Source organism: Catellatospora sichuanensis (assembly GCF_007483665.1).
Classification (GTDB): Bacteria; Actinomycetota; Actinomycetes; order Mycobacteriales; family Micromonosporaceae; genus Catellatospora; species Catellatospora sichuanensis.
This window is the reverse complement of the sequence record NZ_VIQO01000030.1, coordinates 74,415-93,013: the sequence shown is the minus strand read 5'-3', so window position 1 is coordinate 93,013 and position 18,599 is coordinate 74,415. Positions and strand designations below refer to the sequence as shown.

At 73.0% G+C, this 18,599-nt stretch carries 15 protein-coding genes; 10 read left to right on the top strand and 5 right to left on the bottom strand.

The genetic code is table 11. From position 1 onward, the window contains the following. Positions 1 to 56: 56 nt before the first annotated feature. On the top strand, positions 57 to 1,022 hold the full coding sequence (locus tag FLL47_RS34180; protein WP_144126786.1) for an NAD(P)-dependent alcohol dehydrogenase: 966 nt from the start codon (positions 57 to 59) through the stop codon (positions 1,020 to 1,022). 70 nt (positions 1,023 to 1,092) lie between these two features. Here the strand turns inward: FLL47_RS34180 and FLL47_RS34175 are convergent, their stop codons facing one another. From FLL47_RS34175 to FLL47_RS43280, 3 genes are all read right to left on the bottom strand, one after another. Beyond that, entirely contained in the window at positions 1,093 to 3,420 is a 2,328-nt protein-coding gene (locus FLL47_RS34175) for an acyltransferase family protein (protein ID WP_144126785.1), read from the bottom strand. A 156-nt stretch (positions 3,421 to 3,576) separates the two neighbouring features. Continuing rightward, positions 3,577 to 5,505: a fibronectin type III domain-containing protein gene (locus FLL47_RS44385; protein ID WP_144126784.1), complete on the bottom strand. Its 1,929-nt coding sequence runs from the start codon at positions 5,503 to 5,505 to the stop codon at positions 3,577 to 3,579. Between the two features lie 166 nt (positions 5,506 to 5,671). After that, positions 5,672 to 7,090: a coiled-coil domain-containing protein gene (locus tag FLL47_RS43280; RefSeq protein WP_186316072.1), complete on the bottom strand. Its 1,419-nt coding sequence runs from the start codon at positions 7,088 to 7,090 to the stop codon at positions 5,672 to 5,674. A 251-nt stretch (positions 7,091 to 7,341) separates the two neighbouring features. Between FLL47_RS43280 and FLL47_RS34160 the strand changes: the two genes are divergently transcribed. From FLL47_RS34160 to FLL47_RS34120, 9 genes are all read left to right on the top strand, one after another. Next, on the top strand, positions 7,342 to 7,857 hold the full coding sequence (locus FLL47_RS34160; protein ID WP_144126783.1) for a toxin-antitoxin system HicB family antitoxin: 516 nt from the start codon (positions 7,342 to 7,344) through the stop codon (positions 7,855 to 7,857). 68 nt (positions 7,858 to 7,925) lie between these two features. Beyond that, on the top strand, positions 7,926 to 8,831 hold the full coding sequence (locus tag FLL47_RS34155) for a DUF4097 family beta strand repeat-containing protein (RefSeq protein WP_144126782.1): 906 nt from the start codon (positions 7,926 to 7,928) through the stop codon (positions 8,829 to 8,831). A gap of 327 nt (positions 8,832 to 9,158) precedes the next feature. Beyond that, a complete protein-coding gene (locus FLL47_RS34150; protein WP_144126781.1) occupies positions 9,159 to 10,124 on the top strand; it encodes an ATP-binding cassette domain-containing protein in 966 nt (321 codons plus the stop codon). Then, positions 10,121 to 10,906, top strand: coding sequence for an ABC transporter permease (locus tag FLL47_RS34145; protein WP_144126780.1), 786 nt, complete (start codon positions 10,121 to 10,123; stop codon positions 10,904 to 10,906). The genes FLL47_RS34150 and FLL47_RS34145 overlap by 4 nt, the downstream gene beginning before the upstream one ends. A gap of 253 nt (positions 10,907 to 11,159) precedes the next feature. Next, positions 11,160 to 12,428, top strand: coding sequence for a hypothetical protein (locus FLL47_RS34140; protein ID WP_144126779.1), 1,269 nt, complete (start codon positions 11,160 to 11,162; stop codon positions 12,426 to 12,428). Positions 12,429 to 12,518: 90 nt separating this feature from the next. Continuing rightward, positions 12,519 to 13,838, top strand: coding sequence for a DUF1800 domain-containing protein (locus FLL47_RS34135; RefSeq protein ID WP_144126778.1), 1,320 nt, complete (start codon positions 12,519 to 12,521; stop codon positions 13,836 to 13,838). Between the two features lie 20 nt (positions 13,839 to 13,858). After that, positions 13,859 to 15,091, top strand: coding sequence for a DUF1501 domain-containing protein (locus FLL47_RS34130; RefSeq protein ID WP_144126777.1), 1,233 nt, complete (start codon positions 13,859 to 13,861; stop codon positions 15,089 to 15,091). 57 nt (positions 15,092 to 15,148) lie between these two features. Further along, positions 15,149 to 15,817, top strand: coding sequence for a copper resistance CopC family protein (locus FLL47_RS34125; protein ID WP_186316071.1), 669 nt, complete (start codon positions 15,149 to 15,151; stop codon positions 15,815 to 15,817). A gap of 102 nt (positions 15,818 to 15,919) precedes the next feature. Beyond that, the gene (locus tag FLL47_RS34120) at positions 15,920 to 16,636 is read left to right on the top strand and encodes a pyridoxamine 5'-phosphate oxidase family protein (RefSeq protein ID WP_144126775.1); all 717 of its coding nucleotides are present in this window, start codon (positions 15,920 to 15,922) and stop codon (positions 16,634 to 16,636) included. An 8-nt stretch (positions 16,637 to 16,644) separates the two neighbouring features. Here FLL47_RS34120 and FLL47_RS34115 read toward each other — a convergent pair whose 3' ends face one another. Beyond that, entirely contained in the window at positions 16,645 to 17,301 is a 657-nt protein-coding gene (locus FLL47_RS34115) for a response regulator (RefSeq protein WP_144126774.1), read from the bottom strand. Next, positions 17,298 to 18,527: a sensor histidine kinase gene (locus tag FLL47_RS34110; protein WP_144126773.1), complete on the bottom strand. Its 1,230-nt coding sequence runs from the start codon at positions 18,525 to 18,527 to the stop codon at positions 17,298 to 17,300. The genes FLL47_RS34115 and FLL47_RS34110 overlap by 4 nt, the downstream gene beginning before the upstream one ends. Positions 18,528 to 18,599: the final 72 nt, after the last annotated feature.

The window sequence follows — 18,599 nt, the reverse complement described above, 5'->3', positions numbered from 1 at the left end:
GCCCGACAGCGCGGCCGCCGGGACCGGTGGCGTGCCCCAGAGATGAGGAGATCCCCGTGAAAGCGATCGTCCGTGACAGGTACGGCTCCGCCGACGTGCTGCGCTGCATTGAGGTGCCGCGGCCCGCGGTCGGGCCGGAGCAGGTGCTGGTGCGCGTGCACGCCTGCTCGCTCAACTTCGGCGACCGGGTGGCGCTGCGAGGTGAACCCACCTTCATCCGGCTGTTCTGGGGCCTGCGCAGGCCGCGGGTGACGATCCTGGGCCGCGACGTGGCCGGCACGGTCGTCGAGGTCGGCGCGAAGGTGACCCGCTGGCAGCCCGGTGACGAGGTGTTCGGCGAGATGGACCAGCGTGGCTTCGCCGAGTACGTCGCCGCGCCCGCCGACCACCTGGCCCGCAAGCCCGCCGGGGTGGGCTTCGAGCAGGCGGCGACGCTGCCCGTGGCCGCGACCACCGCGCTGCAGGCACTGCGCCTGGGCGGCGTCACGGCGGGCAGCCGGGTGCTGGTCAACGGGGCCTCCGGCGGCGTCGGCACGTTCGCCGTGCAGCTGGCCGTCGACCTCGGCGCGCAGGTCACCGGCGTGTGCAGCACCCGCAACGCCGAACTGGTGCGCTCGCTGGGCGCCGACGTCGTCGACTACACGCGCGAGGACTTCACCCGGGGCGACCGCAGCTACGACGTCGTCCTCGACCTGGCCGGCGGCCACCGGCTCGCGGCCTTGCGCCGGGTGCTCGCGCCGGGCGGGGTGTACCTGTCCTCCAGCGGCGCGGGTGGCCGGGTGCTCGGCCCGCTGCCGCACCTGCTGAAGGTGACCGCGCTGGGCGCGGTGACCCGGCCGCGGCTGCGTGTCGTGGCCGCCCGCCGGGACACCGCCGACCTGGACCACCTCGCCACGCTGGTCGCCGCGGGCCGGATCACGCCCGTCATCGAACGCACCCGCCCCCTGTCGGAGGCCGCCGACGTCTTCCGCGCCCTCGACACCGACCACGCCCGCGGCAAGATCGTCCTAACCGTCGGATGACCGGCCGGTGCCGGCTCGCGACGGGCCGGGCGGCGCCGGACCGGCCGCGCCCGACGGCGCGGACGCGGTGTCAGCCGGTGGGCAGCCCGGCCCCGGTCAGCGCGACCGCGAGCCGCGGCGCCATCGTCCTGACGTAAGTCGCGGTCAGGTGAGACGACTCGCGGTACACGATCACGTTGCCGATGACCGGGGCGCACGGCCCGACCGGGCAGATCGCGTCGAACAGGTCGATGACCGGCACGCCGGTGCCGGACGCGGCCTCCCGCTGCGTCCGGTAACCCCGGTCGGCGTCGTGGCGGGCGCGGTCGAACACGCACGCCGACAGCCGGTTGCGATTCTGGTCGATGCACTCGTAGACGATCATGCCGGGATCGGGGGTGTTCGCCAGCAGGATCACCTTCGTGCCGACCTCGGTGAGCGCCGTCCAGGACGTACGCATCCCCGCGACCATCGCCTCGACGCTCTGCTGCCCGGCGCCGTCGGCGGCCGTGCCGGTGTACTGCGAGGTGACCACGTACTCGGGGCGGTCGGCGACCAGCTTCGCCAGCAGCGCCCGGTTCCATTCGGTACAGGTCGGGTAAGGCCTGCCCGGGATGTCGTTGACCAGGTGCTCAGCGGACGCGAACCCGCAGGACGACTTGATGTAGGTGACGATCTTCCAGCGGTTCTTCGCGGCCAGCATCTGGAACGCGGGCAGCCACTGCTCCACCTTCGAGTCCCCTGCCAGGACCACCTCCGTGGTCGAAGAAGGATCGCCGAAGGTGCACGAGAGCAGTTTGGCGCCCGCGCGGCTCTGGTGGCACTTGTCGCGGTAGGTGTCGGGCAGGTCCTGGCGGGCCACCAGCGGCTCGGGGAACATCACCGGGACCCGGTCCGTCACCTGCCCTCGGGGATCGCCGAGCGGGTTGATGCCGAGCACCCCTGCGCCCAGCGGCCGCCGCTCGGGCCCGCCGGTGAGGACCGGGGGAAGGGCGACGTCCACGGGAGGTAGCACGACCACCGGGCCGTCCACGGGCGCGGACTCCTCCGCGAGGCTCGGACCGGTGCTCACGTTCGCGAAGACCAGCATCAGGGCAAGGCCGGCGCTGACGCCGACCAGCGTGAAGTTGGCACCCAGGCTCAGCGCCAGCCGCGACGAGCCGGAGATCGCCGTCGAGTATCTCAGCGGGTTCTCCACCAGCCGGTACGTCAGCCACGCGGGCACGACCGAGGCGGCCGTGATCGCCAGGCCCTGACCGGTGGACAGGCCCTGCCAGTGCGCGGTCGCGACCATCAGCAGCGGCCAGTGCCACAGGTAGAGGGAGTAGGAGAGGTCGCCGACCCAGCGCATGGGCCGGATGCCGAGCAGCGCGACCGGCCCCGACCGGCCTGCCGCGGCGCCCGCGGCCAGCACGGCGGCGGTGCCGAGCGTCGGCAGGGCGGCGGCGTGACCGGGCCACGCCGTTTCGGCGGTGACCAGCACCCCGGCGGCGACGACGGCCGCCAACCCGAGCCAGCCCGCCGTGATGGCGGCCGGCCGCGGAATCCGCGCGCACGCCGCTCCGGCGAGCGCGACGCCCGCACCGACGGCCAGTTCCCACATCCGGGTCGTGGACGCGAAGAACGCCTGCGCAGGCGACGAGGCGGTCTCGAGGACGGACCAGACGAACGACGGCACCAGCACGACCAGCAACGCGACCCAGAGCGTCGGCTTGATGCCGCTGCGCAGCAGGCGCGACGCCAGCACCGCAAGGATGATCAGCAGTGGCCAGACGATGTAGAACTGCTCCTCCACCGCCAGCGACCAGAAATGCTGCACCGGCGAGGGCTGCGTGTGCTCGGCGAGATAGTCGACCGCCCGGTCGGAGAAACGCCAGTTGACGACGTACAGGGCGGCGCTGACGATGTCGCCCGCGGTGTCCTCCCAGAGGGTTCTGGGCGCGAACCGCCAGACCAGGCCCGCGGTCGCCACCAGGACGATCGCGGCCGCCGGCAGGATCCGCTTCGCGCGGCGGGCGTAGAAGCCCGCCAGCGACACCCGTCCGGTGCGCTCGACCTCTTTGAGCAGCTGTCCGGTGATCAGGAAGCCGGAGATGACGAAGAAGACGTCGACGCCGACGAAGCCACCGGGCAGGAACGGCACGCCGGCGTGGTAGAGCAGGACCAGCCCGACGGCGACGGCGCGCAGCCCGGCGACGTCCCCGCGGAACGGATGCGCCACGGGCTCGGATGCCTTCGGCGGCGCCTGCGGCTCGGCGGCCTTCGGCGGCGTCTGCGGCTCGGCGCCCTTCGGTGGCGCCTGCGGCTCGGCGGCCTTCGGCGGCGCCTGCGGCTCGGCGGCTTCCGCCGGCGCGGGCTCGCGCTGCGTGGGTATGTCGAGCGCGCCGGAGGCGACGAGGGGGGACTGCGCCGACGTCATGCTGGTCCTTCGGTCGGAGTAGCGTGCTCGCGCACGATAGCCGAAACGGCTTCGGCTCCTGCGCGCGGTCCCCACTCGAAGATCGACCGGGGGCGGTCCGGCACCGAGTTCGCGGTGCCGGACCACCCCGAAGGCGGACCCTCGTGACGTCGGCGGCTACGGCATCGACACCAGGTGGTTGTGCACCGTGTTGGCGAAGTTGTAGCCGTTGGACGCGTCCCAGTTGATCGACCACGTCATCGCGCCGCGGATCGTGGGCCAGCGCGCCGGCGGGACGAAGCTGCCGCAGTTGGTGCCGGCGGCCAGGCAGTTCAGCGCGTTGTTGACCACGGACGGGTTGACGTAGCCGCCGCCCGCGGCCTGGGTGGTGGCGGGCAGGCCGAGCGCGATCTGGTCGGGCCGCAGCGCCGACTGCAGCTGGATGCAGGCCAGCGCGGTGAGGAAGTTGACCGTGGCCTGCGAGTACGCGAACTGCTGGTCGCAGCCGAGCATGCTGCCCGAGTTGTAGAACTGGGTGTGCACGATGGTCAGGATGTCGCGGATGTTGAGCGCGAGCGAGAAGTAGCCCGCCCCTGTGGACTGCATGTCGATGGTCTGCGGCGCCATCGTGATGATCAGGCCGGATCCGACGCGGGAGCGCAGGTTGCGCAGCGCCTGCTCCATGTAGGTCGCGTTGAGGCCGTTCTCCAGGTCGATGTCGACGCCGTTGAAGCCGAAGTCGGTGATCAGGGTGTAGAGGCTGTTGGCGAAGTTGGTCGCCGCGGCGGAGCTGTTGACGGAGACGGAGCCGAGCTCGCCGCCGACGGACAGGATGACGCGCTGGTTGCGGGCCTTCAGGGTGGCGACGTCGGTGCGGAACTGGGCGTTGGTGTAGCCGCCGACCGCCGAGGACAGCCCGGAGTCGACGTTGAAGGTGACCGCGCCGGGGGTTCCGGACACGGCGTCGGCGAAGGCGACCGCGACGATGTCGTACGTGGTGGGCACGGACGACAGCCGCAGCGGGGTGGCCCCGTTGACGAAGTTCTGCCAGTACCCGGTGAGCAGGTGCTTGGGCAGGGTGCCGGTGGTGCACCCGGTGGTGGTGCCGGACGCGGCGGCCGATGCCGGGGACTCGCCTGTGCCGTTGTAGGCGCGCACGGTGTAGGTGTGGCTGGAGCAGGTGGCCAGGCCGGTGATGGTGGCGCTGGTGCCGGTGACGGTGGCGCGCACGGTGCTGCCCTCGTACACCCGGTATCCGGTGACCGTGCCGGACGAGGCGCTCCAGCCGACGTTCAGCGAGCTGTTGGTCGCGCCGCCGACGGTGACGTTGCCGGGGGTGCCCGGCACGCCGGTGCCGCAGCCGGTGGTGGTGACGGTGACGTTGCCCGAGCGCGGTGACTCGCCGGCGCTGTTGTACGCCGCGACGGCGTAGGTGTGCGTGGTGCACGCGCCCAGCCCGCTGATGGTGGCCGAGGTGCCGGTGACGGTGGCGCGCACGGTGCTGCCCTCGTACACCCGGTATCCGGTGACCGTGCCCGACGACGCGCCCCAGGACAGCGCCACCGAGGTGTTGGTGATCGAGCCGGCGGACGGGGTGCCGGGCGCGCCGGGCACGGTGGGCCCGGTGCCGCCCTGGCCCTGCAGGGAGACGTCGTCGGCGAAGTAGGTGCCGGTGCCGTACCAGCCGTGCAGGTAGACCTGGACGGAGCTGCTGGCGGCGGTGAAGGTCAGGGTGAGCTGGGTCCAGTTGGTGGCGTTCGGGGTCCAGGTGGACGACCCGCCGTTGACGCCGAGGTAGACGTAGCTGCCGCGGACCCAGGCCGACAGCGTGTACTGGGTGCCGGAGACGACGGAGACGGTCTGGCTGCACTTGGCGTTGTCGGAGGCGCTCGCCGCGCCCTGCAGCGCCTTCGTGCCGGTGCGCACGGGCGTGGACACGACGCTGCCCAGGCCGCCGGTGCAGGTCCACGGCGACAGCGCGCCTGACTCGAAGCCGCCGTTGACGAGCACTTCGGCGGCGGTGGCGGGGGCGGGCAGCGCCGCCACCGCGAAAGTGGTGATCAGCGCGGTGGCCAGGGCCGCCGCCGCTGTTCGCAGTCTGTTCATCGAAGCTCCGATCTCAGGACACGGGGGAGCCGTTCTCCTGGGATCGTCGCGGGTCGATAATTAACAGTCAATAAGCCTTACTATTAATTCCCACCGATTGGGACGGTACACCGACGACACAGGCCCGCTCACCTTCGATGAGCGGGCCTGTGCTGCTGGTACGTGACTACTCGGCGTCCGCGCCGACCCGCTCCGGCAGCGGCATACGCTGCGCGGGGACCGCGATCTCGCTGTCGCGGCGGCCGTTGGCGTACTCGGCGAGCTCGGGGTCGCCCTCGTGGCGCTGCTGCTCCACCTCGTCCTCGGCCGGCTCGTCCTCGCCGGCCTGCTCGGCCTGCGGCTGCTCCTCCGGCACGGCTTCGGCCTGCTGCGCCGCCTCGGGCAGCTCCGCGGGCTCGGCGAGCGCCTCGGGCTCCTCGGGCTCGGCCGCCGAGTGGCGGGGGTTCGGGCGCATCTGCACACGCGGGTACTCGCCGGTCTCGACGCCGCCCACGGCGGCGGCCATGACGGCCGCGGCGGCGAGGTTGGCCACCCGCTCGGCCTCGCGCTGCACCCGGGCCCGCACCGCCACGGCGTGGCGCTCGGCGGACTCGGCCGCACGCCGGGCCTCCTCCAGCCGGTGCAGCTCGTGGCTGAGCTCCTGGGTGGTCTCGCTGAGGCGCTGCTGCAGCTGGGCCACGTCACGCTCGGCGGTGGCGCCGTCCTGGCGCGACTGCACCAGGCGCTGCTGGGCGATGTCCAGCTCGGCCTGCAGCTGGGCCAGCGCCTGGCGGCGGGCCCGGATCTCCTGCTGCACGACGGTGAGCTGCTGCTGGTGGGCGGCGTTCTGGTCGTCGGCGCGGCGGCGCAGGTCAGCCGCGTGCTGCTGGGCCTCGGCGTGCAGCGCGGCGTTCTTCTGGTTCACCGCGGTGCGCTGGCCGGCCAGCTCACGCTCGGCGGCCGCGCGCAGCTCGACGAGCTCGCGCTCGACGTTGGCCTTCCACTGCGAGACCTCCTGCTGGGTCTGCGCGCGGGCGGCCTCGACCTCCTGCTGCACCCGCACCCGGGCGGCCTCGACCAGGGCGTCGGCCTCGGCACGGGCGTGCTCGGCCTGCTGGGCGTTCTGGTCGTGCACCCGCTTGAGCTCCTGCTCGGCGCGCTCCAGGGCGCCCTCGCTCTCGGTGCGCAGCCGGTCGGCCTGCTCCCGGGCGTCGGCGAGGATCTTCTCCGCCTCGTCCTTGTGGTGCGCCATCTGCTGGGCCGTGGTGGTGGTGATCGCCTCGGCCTGCTTCTCGGCGAGCTCCAGGATCTGGTCCACCATCGGGCCCAGGTGGCGGAAGGAGGCCCGCTCGACCTGCGCCGCCGGGCGCTGGCGCAGCTCCGCCAGCTCGGACAGGTCGACGTGCTGGCGCTTCAGCCGCTCGGTGAGGTCGCGGACCTGCCCGAGCGCCCGCTCGCGCTCGGCCGACAGCGACGACACCTCGGCGTTGATACGCGCGATGTACTGCTCGACCTGCCGCTTGTCGTAGCCGCGCAGCGTGACCTCGAAGTCGGGCCGTGCCGCCAGGTCGTCGCGTAGTGCGAGTACGTCCTCGCCCTGAGACATACGTCTTCCTTCCACAGATCACGAACGCGTCGGCCGGCGGGAGCCGCGCCGCGGGGATGGCGGTGCGGCGGCGTACCCGCCTGCGCATCCGCAGACGGTACCGGCGTCCCTATGTTCGCCGTCACCCCGCCCCGCCACCAGTCCACCGACCGTTCACGTTTGTGTCGGATCGGGGCCCGCCGGACACGTTGGCACCGCAAATGAGCCACGTCGGCTTGCCTATGGCACCATAGTGGTGCCATAGTGGTGCCATGGAACTGACGCCGTACGTGGAGAAGCTCCGAGCCGAGCTGGCCGTCGCCGCCGAGACCGGCGGCGAGGAGGCCCGCGCCCTCGCCGAGCGCCTTGCCGTGCCGCTGGAGTCGGCCATCCGGCTCACGCTGCTCGAGGCGCTCTCGGCCGCGGCCGACGAGATCACCCGCGAACTCGCACCCGGCTCGGTCGAGGTGCGCCTGCGGGGGCTCAACCCCGCCTTCGTGGTCAACACCCGCCAGGCTCCGCCCGACGAGTACCCGCCGGCGCCCGCCGCCACGCCGACCTGGGACGACACCGCCGGGGAGAAGGGCGCGACCTCGCGGATCAACCTGCGCCTGCCCGACGAGTTGAAGGCGCGCATCGACGAGGCGGCCGCCCGCGAGCGGCTGTCGGCCAACGCGTGGCTGGTCCGGGCTGCCGCGGCGGCACTGGACACCGCCGCCGCGCCGCGGCCGACCGCCCGCCCCGGAGGCACCGACCTCGGCCAGCGGTACACCGGCTGGGCCCGCTGACAGTCGCGGCGCCCGCCCACCCCGCCCATCCGCGGATTCACCGACCAGACCGATGCGAGGGAACCACCATGCCCACCTTCGACACACCTGAGCCGATCACCGTGTCCATCAGCGTCATCGCCGCCGACATCCGGATCGTGGCCACCGAACGCGCCGACACCGTGGTCGAGGTGCGCCCCGCCAACAACAGCGCCAAGTCCGTCCGGCTCGCCGAGCAGACCCGCGTGGAGTACGCCGACGGCCACCTGCTGGTGAAGACGCCGAAGCACCTCAACACGCTGCTGGGCCGGCCCGGATCCCTCGACGTGGAGATCCACCTGCCCGCCGGCTCGTCGCTCGACGGTGACACCGGCATGGGCGACCTGCAGGCCGACGGGCCGCTGGGCGACTGCCGGTTCTCCACCGGCTACGGCCGGCTGTACTTCGGGCAGACCGGGCGCCTGCGCGCCAACACCGGCGCCGGGGAGATCAGCGCCGACCGGGTGCTCGGCGACGCCGAACTCACCACCGGCGCCGGGCGCACCCGCGTCGGGCTCGTCGCCGGTAACGCCGTCATCAAGAGCTCGACCGGCGGCTGCGAGGTCGGCACGATCACCGGCACCGGCCGGATCAACGGAGCGGACGGCCACATCGCCGTCGGGCGGGCCGTGGCCGAACTAAGCGCCAAGACCGCCAACGGCGACGTCGCCGTCGAGCGGGCCGAGGCCGGGCTCACCGCGAAGACCGCGTACGGCGACATCCGCGTCGGTGCCGCGGTGCGCGGCACGCACGTGCTGGAGACCTCCGCCGGGCGCATCGAGGTCGGCATCCCGACCGGCACCGCCGTCTGGATGGACCTGAAGTCCACCGGCACGGTGCGCAACTCCCTCGACAACGTCCCCGGCCCGGAGGAGTCCGACGAGCGCGTCGAGGTGCGCGCCCGGACCTCCTGGGGCGACATCCTCATCCACCGTTCGTCAACTACCCGCCCATGAATGGGCAGGCTTGTGGATCTCTTCCTCGCTGGCTGCGAGGTCAGGCCACGTGCGGGCGGTTGACTGCGCCCCAGCCCCGGGGAACCGGGGCCGCAAGAGTCATGGCATCGACGGCCCGCGACAGCCGTTCCCCGCTTGCGCGGGTGCGTGGGGACCTACGCCGTGACCCAAAGAAGTCAGCACGCATGTTCGCTTGCGCGACGCGGCTGGTCTACGCCTGTCCGCCTGGCGGCGAACCGGCTTTCCCTGCCCTGCTCCGCAGGCGATCCGTTTCCTCCCAGCCGTGAATGGCCGGGGTTCCACAGAGGCTCTGCTGAAAGGACGAACATGCCCACCCCCGAGAACGCCATCGAGGTCACCGGCCTGCGCAAGGCGTACGGCGACAAGACCGTCCTGGACGGCATCGACCTGCACGTCCCCACCGGCACCGTCTTCTCCCTGCTCGGCCCCAACGGAGCCGGCAAGACCACCGCCGTCAACATCCTGTCCACGCTGCTGCGCCCCGACGCGGGCCGGATCCGGGTGGCGGGTCACGACCCGGCCACCCACCCCGACGACGTCCGCGCCGCGATCGGCCTCACCGGCCAGTTCTCCGCGGTGGACAACTACCTCACCGGCGCGGAGAACCTGGCCCTGATGGCCGACCTGAACCATCTGGACCGGCGCGAGGGCCGACGCCGCGTCGCCGACCTGCTGGAGCGCTTCGACCTGACCGAGGCGGCCGGCACGCCGGTCACGACCTACTCCGGCGGTATGAAGCGCCGGCTCGACCTGGCCATGACCCTGGTCGGCAGCCCGCGGGTGGTCTTCCTCGACGAGCCGACCACCGGCCTGGACCCGCGCAGCCGCCGCACCATGTGGGACAGCATCCGCAACCTGGTCGCGGGCGGCGTCACCATCTTCCTGACCACGCAGTACCTGGAGGAGGCGGATCAGCTCGCCGACCGGGTCGCCCTGCTCGACCACGGGCGGATCATCGCCGAGGGCACCCCGGCGGAGCTCAAGCGGCTCATCCCCGGTGGCCACATCCGGCTCCGATTCGCGGGACCGGCCGAATTGGAGTCCGCCGCCCGCGTATTCGGCACGTTGACGCGCGACGACGACGCGCTGACCCTGCAGGTGCCCAGCGACGGCGGCGTGCGCTCGCTGCGCGAGGTGCTCGACCGGCTCGACGGCGCCGCCGTCGAGATCGCCGAGCTGACCGTGCACACCCCCGACCTCGACGACGTCTTCCTCACCCTCACCGGCCGGCCCGACACCGCCGCCACCCTCGAAGGAGCGAGCAACCGATGAGCACCACCGCGTACGCCCTGCGGGACTCGACCACCATGCTGCGGCGCTACCTGCTGCGCGCCCGCCGCTACCCGATGATCGCGTTCCTCATCGGGATCCCGGTCATCATGCTGCTGCTGTTCGTGTACGTCTTCGGCGGCACCCTGGGCGACGGCATCGCCGCGGGCGGCGGCCGGGCGGCCTACGCCAACTACGTCACCCCGGGCATCCTGCTGCTCGCCATCGCCAGCGCGCCGCAGCTCACCGCGATCGGGGTGGCGCAGGACATGACCGAGGGCATCATCGCCCGGTTCCGTACCATGGCCATCTTCCGGCCCTCGGTGCTGACCGGGCACGTGCTGGGCAACCTGATCCAGCTGGTCGTCGCCCTGGCCGTCGTCGTCGGTGTGGCGGTGGCCGTCGGTTTCCGTCCGAACGCGACGCCGGTCGAGTGGGTCGCCGCGGCCGGGCTGCTGACCCTGGTCTCGTTCGCCTGCGTCTGGTTCGGCGTGGCCTGCGGGCTGACTGCGCGCACCGTCGAGTCGGCCAGCAACCTGCCCATGCCGCTGATCCTGCTGCCGTTCCTGGGCAGCGGATTCGTGCCCACCGACTCCATGCCGCAGGCCGTCGGCTGGGTCGCCGAGTACCAGCCGTTCACCCCCGTCATGGAGACCGTGCGCGGCCTGCTGCTGGGCACCGGCATCGGCAACAGCGCCTGGCTGGCCGTGGCCTGGATGGTGGTCATCACCGTGGGCTGCTTCTACTGGGCCCGCGCCCGCTACAACCGCGACGGCGTGCGCTGAGCCTCGCCCGCCGTTGCGCCGGTGGGTGCAGAGCAAGCGAATGGGTGCAGAGCAAAGTCACCGCGCATCATGCAGGCGGCGGCCACCGGAACCCCGGTGGCCGCCGCCTGCATGTCCGGGCAGCGGCACAGGCCGGCCGCCGGGCCGCCCCCCCCGCCCGGACCGTCCGCAGTGGACGTCGGTGCATCGGCCGAGGCCGGACGGGCGCGAAGGCGCGCACCCGGCGGGCGAAGCGTCGCGCTAACCTGCCCGGGTGAACGATGCAGCCGAGGCACCTGAGCGCCGTGGATCGGCCGTCTTCGCGGCACTGATCGGTGCCGTCGCGGGCGTGGCGTCGACCGCGACGTGGGGCACCGGGGCGATGGCGGCAGGCGCGCTCGTCGGAGCGTGCCTGCTCTGGCTGGTCGACGCGCTGGCACGGGCCTGGCAGCGGCCGGGCGAGATCCCGGCGCTGTGGTCCCGCATCGTCATGAGCGCCGCCCTGGCCGCACCCTGCGGTTGGGCGCTGGGCGCGATCGGCGCGAACTCCCTGCTCGTCGGTGTCATCGCCGGCGGCGTCGCGGGGCTGCTGGGCATCCGCCCGCACAAGGTCGTGCTAGGCCCGCTGGTCGGCGCGGCGCTCGGCTGGGCCATGGCGGGCGTGCCCGCCGCGATCGTCGCGGCGGTGACCGTCGCCGCGTTCCGGGTGCTGTCCGCCCTGCTGTTCCGCGACCCGCAGGTGAGCCTGCTGGCCGAGCAGGTCGACCCGGCCCGGCTGCCGTTCGTGGTGCCGCTGGCCGCCCGCACCCGCTACGTCGGCACCGGCTACATCGCCGACCTCGCGACCGAACTCGGCGGCGACTACCGACCCGACACCCCCGACGTCGGCATCGTCGCCTCACTCGACGAACTGGCCGGTCCAGGCTTCGACCCGGTCGGCGTGGACCCGCTGGTACGCGAGTTCTACGAGCACACCACCCGGTTCACCCTCGACATCGAGCCGCGCTGGCGTGCCTGGGTACGGCCCGGTTACCTGCTCTACCGCAACCTGCTCGCCCGGCCGCTGGGGCAGGCCAACGTGCCGATGAACCAGCGCGAGACGCAGCGGGGCGTACGCAGCCGGATCGACACCGTCAGCCGGGACGGCGCGATCACCGTCCGCGGCTGGATCCGCTCGTTCGCCGACACCGACGAGCCCATCTACGTCGGCGTCTACACGACCTACCGGCACGACGGGCGCGGTTACGTCAGCGTCGGGTTCCCGCTGCCGCAGGCGAGTTTCACGGCGACCCTGGAGCCGCAGGCCCGGCCGGGCGGCGGTCTGGTGCTGACCAGCCGCAGCAAGCTGGACCAGCCCGGGCACTACCTGAGCCTCGTCGACCCGCAGGACGGGCGGTTGACCACGGCCGCCGTGCACGGCTTCGCCGAGGACCTCGACGTGTACGTGCAGGACGGGCAGCTGCGGGCCGAGCACGCGTTCCGGGTCTTCGGCCTGCCGTTCCTCGTGCTGCACTACCGCATGCACCGCAAGCCGTCCCGCTGAGCGGTGACCGCGCCTTCACCCGCCGTGGCCTTACATTGCCCGTACACGCTGCGGGCGCGATCCGGATGACGACCTGCCTAGGATCGGCGCATGGCGGAACGGGAGAAGGTCGCACACCTGCTGCGGAGGGCAACGTTCGGGCCCACCGCCGACGAGGTGGACCGGGCCGAGCAGGCCGGATATCAGGCGACCGTCGAGCAGTTGCTCGCGCCGGGCGGCGCCGACCGGGGCGCGGCCCGCACGCCGGCCCCGAAACTCGGCGCGGACCCTTACACGAACCTGCCCAAGAAGCCGACCCGCGAGCAGCGTCAGCGTGCCCAGCAGGCCCGCAAGGAGCAGGTGCAGCAGCTGACCCACTGGTGGGTCGACCGCATGGTCGCCGCGGATCACCAGCTCGCCGAGAAGCTGGTCTTCTTCTGGCACGGCCACTGGGCCACCAGCGTGCAGAAGGTCAAGTCGGCCGGGCTGATGCTGGCCCAGCAGGAGACCTTCCGGCGCGACGGCCGGGGTGACTTCGGGATGCTGGTGCGCGCGATGCTGCGCGACGGCGCGCTGATCCACTGGCTGGACGGGCAGCGCAACACCCGCAAGGCTCCGAACGAGAACCTGGCCCGCGAGCTGATGGAGCTGTTCACGCTCGGCATCGGTGCGTACACCGAGGCCGACGTGAAGGCCGCGGCGCGGGCGCTGACCGGCTGGACCGTGGACCGGGTCGACGGCACGGCCACCTTCCAGCAGGCCCGCCACGACCCCGGTGAGAAGACCGTGCTCGGCCGCACCGGCCCGCTGGACGCGGACTCGCTGGCCGAGGCCATCCTGGCGCAGCCCGCCGCCAAGACGTTCCTGCCCGCGCGGCTGTGGTTCCGGTTCGCCTCCGGCGAGCCCATGCCCGCGGCCGTACGCGACCGGCTCGCGGCCGCATTCACCGGGCACGACGTCACCGCGCTGGTCCGGGCGCTGCTGCTGGACGAGCAGTTCACCACCACCGGCGGGCAGCTGGTCAAGCAGCCGGTGGAGTGGCTGGTCGGCGCGGTGCGCCAGCTCGGCGCCACCGGCACCGACACCGGCATGAAGCAGCGCAAGCAGCTCTACCAAGGCCTGAACCGGCTCGACCAGGTGCCGTTCAAACCGCCGAGCGTCGGCGGGTGGCCGTCGGGCACGGCCTGGCTCAACACGTTCGCCACCCAGACCCGGGTGCAGCTGGCGCAGGCCCTGTCCGCTGCGGCTAGCCCGGCGTTCCTGGAGCGGCTGTCGGCCGCCCCGGTCAAGGGCCGCCCGGACGCGCTGGCCCGGCTGCTGGTCGTGGACGCCTGGACCGACCGGACCCGGGCGGTGCTGGACGACGCGGCCAAGGACGCCCGGAAGCTGACCGTGCTGGGGCTGATCAGCCCCGAGTACGCGGTGCACTGAGACTTCGAGGAGGACGCCTAATGGACACCACGACCCGGCGCAGGTTCCTGATCGCCAGCGGCGTCGTCGGCGGCGCGGCGCTGGCCGCCGGCGCGACCACGCTGGCCCTGTCCGACATCCTCGACACCTCCGGCGACCGTCCGGAGGGCGCGAAGACGCTCGTCGTCATCACGCTGTACGGCGGCAACGACGGCCTCAACACCGTCATCCCGCACGCCGACCGCGCCTACCAGGACGCCCGGCCCGAGCTGGCCTACGACGGCGGTGAGGTGCTGCGCCTGGACGACAGCACGGGCCTGAACCCGGCTCTGAAGGGGCTGCACGAGCTGTTCGGCGGCAAGAAGCTGGCGATCGTGCGCGGCGTCGGCTACCCCAAGCCCGACCGCAGCCACTTCCGCTCGATGGACATCTGGCAGACAGCCAACCCCGAGCGGCCAGGCAACACGGGCTGGATCGGGCGCTGGCTCGACGGCGTGGGCGGCGACCCGCGGCTGGCCGTGTCGTTCGAGAAGGTGCTGCCGCCGCTCCTGGCCGGGGAGCGCAGTGCCGGTGCGGTGATCGGCGCGGCGGACGCGAAGCTGCCCAAGGCGGTGACCGCCGAGGCGCTCGCCGGTTTCGCCAAGCCGTCGGCCGGGGAGCCGCCGCTGCAGGCCCGGGCCGCGGCCTGCTTCGGTGATCTGGCCCGGGTGCGGGAGATGGCGCAGCAGGTCAAGGAGGCCGACACCGACACCGACGGCGGTGACGACGAGAAGGTCCCGGCGACCGGCACCGGTGGCCTGGCCGGGCTGCAGGCGCAGCTCGACCTGGTCGCGCAGTGTATCGAGGCCGGTGTGTCGACCCGGATGTTCTCGGTGTCGCTGGGCGGCTTCGACACCCACGCCGACGAGCGCAACCTGCAGGAGCAGCTGCTGTCCTACCTGGACCGGGGGGTGACCGCGTTCTACAAGCGGATCACCGCCCACCCGGCGGGCAAGGACGTGGTGGTGCTGGTCTACTCCGAGTTCGGGCGCCGGGTGCGGGCCAACGCCTCCGACGGCACCGACCACGGCACGGCGTCCAACCTGTTCGTACTGGGCGAGTCGATCCCGGGCGGGCTCTACGGCGAGCAGCCCAGCCTGACCGACCTCGACGACGGGGACCTGAAGTACACGACCGACTTCCGCGACGTGTACGCCAGCGCACTCGACCGTGTCCTGCAGGCCGACCCGGCGGCTGCGCTCAACGGCTGGAAGGGCCGCCTGGACTGGTGGTGATCCTGAGGCGACGGCGGGGGATGGTGCGTACGGCGGCGATGGCTTAGCTTCATGCGCATGTCTCGAAAGATCGCCGCCGTTCTCGCCGCGGTGGCCGTGGCCGTGCTGCTGCCCTCCCCCGCGCAGGCGCACGGCCAGCTGGCCTTCTCCGACCCCGTGGACCGCAGCACGCTGACCGAGCCCCGCGAGAGCGTGCGGCTGGTCTTCACCGAGCGGGCGAACCCGGCCGCGTACTTCACGGTGAAGGCCCCCGACGGCACCCGCGTCGACCACGGCTGGTCCGGTGGCGAGCCCAAGCCCCTGCCCAGCCCGGTACAGGAGCTGACGCTGCGCGACGGCAACTGGGAGCCGCAGCTCTACCGCACCGGCTTCCCGGCCGTCATCCCCGTGTCGCACTGGCCGCAGACCGGTGTCTACACCATCACCTACCTGTCGGTGGCCTCCGACGGCGACAAGGTGACCGGTGAGATCCGTTTCGACTACCAGGGCAAGCTGACCCCCGCACCGGCCGGCTGGCAGCCGCCGACCAACCAGCCCGACCCGCTGCTGCTCGGGCAGACCGCACCGCCGCAGCAGCCCGCCGCCACCGTCGGTGCGACCACCGTGACCAGCGTCGGACCCTCCGAGCCCAGCGCGCCGACCTGGCCCTACTGGGCGCTGGCCGGGCTGGTGGCGGCGCTGGCCGTGGGCGGCGTGCTGGTGCACCGGCGGCGTACCGCGCGGTGACCGTTGGCCCGCGTCGCACCGGCTGTGCGACGCGGGCCGTCCGCCGTCCGTGAATCTCGTTCGCAGGCGCACCCGTTGGGGCGTGTGGCGAAGGGGGACGAGATGACCCGGATCGTCGAGAAGGTGCAGGGTTCGTTCGGGGAACGCCGCCTCCAGCAGGCGCACGGGACGGCCGGGCGGGCGCAGCGCTTCTACGACCAGCAGATGCTCGACCACCTCAACGAGCGCATGACCGCGTTCGTGCGGCGCCAGGAGATGATGTTCGTCGCGACGTCCGACGCCGCCGGGGAGTGCGACAACACGTTCCGGGCCGGGCCCGCGGGCTTCGTGCACGTGCTCGACGCCACCCACGTGACCTGGCCGGAGTACCGCGGCAACGGGGTGATGGCGAGCCTGGGCAACATCAGCGAGAACGGCCACGTGGGGCTGCTGTTCGTCGACTTCGTCAGCGACGTCATCGGGCTGCACGTCAACGGCCGCGCCTCGGTGCTGGAGGACGACCTTGCCCGGGCCGCGTACCCGGACCTGCCGGTCGACCCGGTCCCCGGGCGGCGGGCCGAGCGCTGGGTGGTGGTCGAGGTGCAGGAGGCGTACATCCACTGCGCCAAGCACATCCCGCGGATGGCGAAGGCCCCGCGCAAGCGCGAGTGGGGCACCGACGACGTGCGGCGCAAGGGCGGCGACTTCTTCGGCGCGGCCGCCGACGCCGCCGCGCGCGCGGCCTCGCCCGTCGACGCCGCCCGGCCCACGCGGCTGCGGCGCTGGCTGCGGCGTCTCGCCCCGGGCCGACGGGTCGGTTCGGCCGCCGACACCCGGTGACGTGAGGGTCAGCCCGGCGGCGTGACCAGGCCCAGCTCGTACGCGGTGATGACGAGCTGGACGCGGTCGCGGGCGGCCAGCTTGGCGAGCAGCCGCGCGACGTGCGACTTCGCGGTGGCCGGGGAGATGAACAGCTCCTGGGCGATCTCGCCGTTGGACAGCCCGCGGCCGATCAGGGTGAGCACCTCCCGTTCCCGGTCGGTGATGCCGGGATCGGGGCGTGCCGCACGAGGGGTGCCCGGCCCGGCCGCGAAGTCCGCGATGAGCCGGCGTGTGACGCTCGGCGCGATCAGGGCGTCCCCGGCCGCGACGACGCGGATCGCGGCCAGGATGTCGTCGAGCGCCATGTCCTTGACCAGGAACCCGCTGGCCCCGGCGCGCAGCGCGCCGTACACGTGCTCGTCCTCGTCGAACGTGGTGAGCATGAGCACCCGGGCCGGGCCCGATGCGGCGGTGATCTGCCGGGTGGCCTCGATGCCGTCCATGCCGGGCATCCGGATGTCCATCACGACCACGTCGGGACGCGCCTCGGCGGTCAGCCGGACCGCGTCGGCACCCGTGCCGGCCTCCGCGACCACGGCCAGGTCGGGCGTCTCGTTGATCAGCACCCGCAGCCCGGACCGCACCAGCGGCTGGTCGTCGGCGAGCAGCACCCGGACCGTCATCGCGCCCCCGCCCCTGCGCCGTGCGGCATGACCGTCTCGGACCGCTCGGGCAGCGGCAGCCGTGCGGTGACCCGCCAGCCGCCCTCAGGGCGCGGCCCGGCGGTGAACTCGCCGCCGAGCAGGGTCACCCGCTCGCGCATCCCGGTGATGCCGTAGCCGGCTCCGGGCGCGGCGCTGCCCCGCCCGGAGTCGGCTACCTCCAGCCGCAGTTCGGTGTCGCGGTAGTCGACGGTCACCGTGCACCGCGGCGTCGCCGCGTGGCGCACCACGTTGGTGACGGCCTCCTGCACCACCCGGTACGCGGACAGTTCGATGTCGCCGGGCAGCGGCCGCCGCTCGCCACGCCGGTCCAGCGTGATCTGCAGCCCTGCGCCCGCGGTGGTGGCCACCAGCCGGTCCAGGTCGTCGAGCACCGGCGCGGGCGCGGCCGGGGCGAGTCCGGCGGGCCGGTCCTGGCGCAGCCCGACCAGCACGCGCCGCAGCCCGGCGAGGGTCTCGCGGCTGGTCTCCTCGATGGCCTGCAACGCGTCGCGGGCCTCGGCGGGCTGGGTGTCGATGACGCGGCGGCCCATGCCCGCCTGGATCGCGATGACGCCGATGCTGTGCGCGACCATGTCGTGCAGCTCCCGGGCGATGCGCAGCCGCTCCTCGGTGGTGGCCTGGCTCGCGGCCCGGACCCGGATCGCCTCGGCGTGCTCGCGGCGGCCCCGCACCGAGCTGCCGACGGTCCAGGTCAGAGCCATCGCCAGGGTGGGGATCTCGAACTCGAAGACGGGCGTGTTCAGGCCGCTGCCGTAGCCGATGACGACCTGGACGAGCAGCGTGAGGAAGGCCACTGCGGCGGAGACCCGCCGCGGCCGGTTTGCCGCGACGACGGCCACGGCGAGGTCGACGGCGATGATCTGCAGGTAGCGCATGTCGGTGAGGTACGCGACCTCCGCGGTGTGGGTCGCGACGGTGGCCACGGCGGAACCGATCAGCAGCAGGCCGAGCGCGGCGAGCGGTCGGCGGCGCAGCAGCGCGAACGGCAGCGCCAGCGCCAGGGCGGGCAGCAGGTGGCGCACCGACAGCCATGGCACCAGGTCGATGCTGCCGCCGCCGGCGCCGTCGGTGATCACGATGAACAGCAGCACCGGGGACACGAGCGCGCCGGTCCACGCCGCCACGGCACGCCACCGTGGACCGGCGGATCGGCGGACCTTCGGGCCGGGGGTGAGGGGATCCACCCGGCGAGAGTAGCCAGCTCAGCGAGGTGCGGCATCGGCCCGTGGGCGTACGCCTGCGGGATGCAGCCCGCC

What these genes read in the sequence shown, in the direction of transcription:
- FLL47_RS34125 (WP_186316071.1), top strand. Translation starts at nt 15,149, where the DNA reads ATGTCTCGAAAGATCGCCGCCGTTCTCGCCGCGGTGGCCGTGGCCGTG.
- FLL47_RS34175 (WP_144126785.1), bottom strand. Translation starts at nt 3,420, where the DNA reads ATGACGTCGGCGCAGTCCCCCCTCGTCGCCTCCGGCGCGCTCGACATA.
- FLL47_RS44385 (WP_144126784.1), bottom strand. Translation starts at nt 5,505, where the DNA reads ATGAACAGACTGCGAACAGCGGCGGCGGCCCTGGCCACCGCGCTGATC.
- FLL47_RS34150 (WP_144126781.1), top strand. Translation starts at nt 9,159, where the DNA reads ATGCCCACCCCCGAGAACGCCATCGAGGTCACCGGCCTGCGCAAGGCG.
- FLL47_RS34135 (WP_144126778.1), top strand. Translation starts at nt 12,519, where the DNA reads ATGGCGGAACGGGAGAAGGTCGCACACCTGCTGCGGAGGGCAACGTTC.
- FLL47_RS34120 (WP_144126775.1), top strand. Translation starts at nt 15,920, where the DNA reads ATGACCCGGATCGTCGAGAAGGTGCAGGGTTCGTTCGGGGAACGCCGC.
- FLL47_RS34160 (WP_144126783.1), top strand. Translation starts at nt 7,342, where the DNA reads ATGGAACTGACGCCGTACGTGGAGAAGCTCCGAGCCGAGCTGGCCGTC.
- FLL47_RS34145 (WP_144126780.1), top strand. Translation starts at nt 10,121, where the DNA reads ATGAGCACCACCGCGTACGCCCTGCGGGACTCGACCACCATGCTGCGG.
- FLL47_RS34155 (WP_144126782.1), top strand. Translation starts at nt 7,926, where the DNA reads ATGCCCACCTTCGACACACCTGAGCCGATCACCGTGTCCATCAGCGTC.
- FLL47_RS43280 (WP_186316072.1), bottom strand. Translation starts at nt 7,090, where the DNA reads ATGTCTCAGGGCGAGGACGTACTCGCACTACGCGACGACCTGGCGGCA.
- FLL47_RS34115 (WP_144126774.1), bottom strand. Translation starts at nt 17,301, where the DNA reads ATGACGGTCCGGGTGCTGCTCGCCGACGACCAGCCGCTGGTGCGGTCC.
- FLL47_RS34130 (WP_144126777.1), top strand. Translation starts at nt 13,859, where the DNA reads ATGGACACCACGACCCGGCGCAGGTTCCTGATCGCCAGCGGCGTCGTC.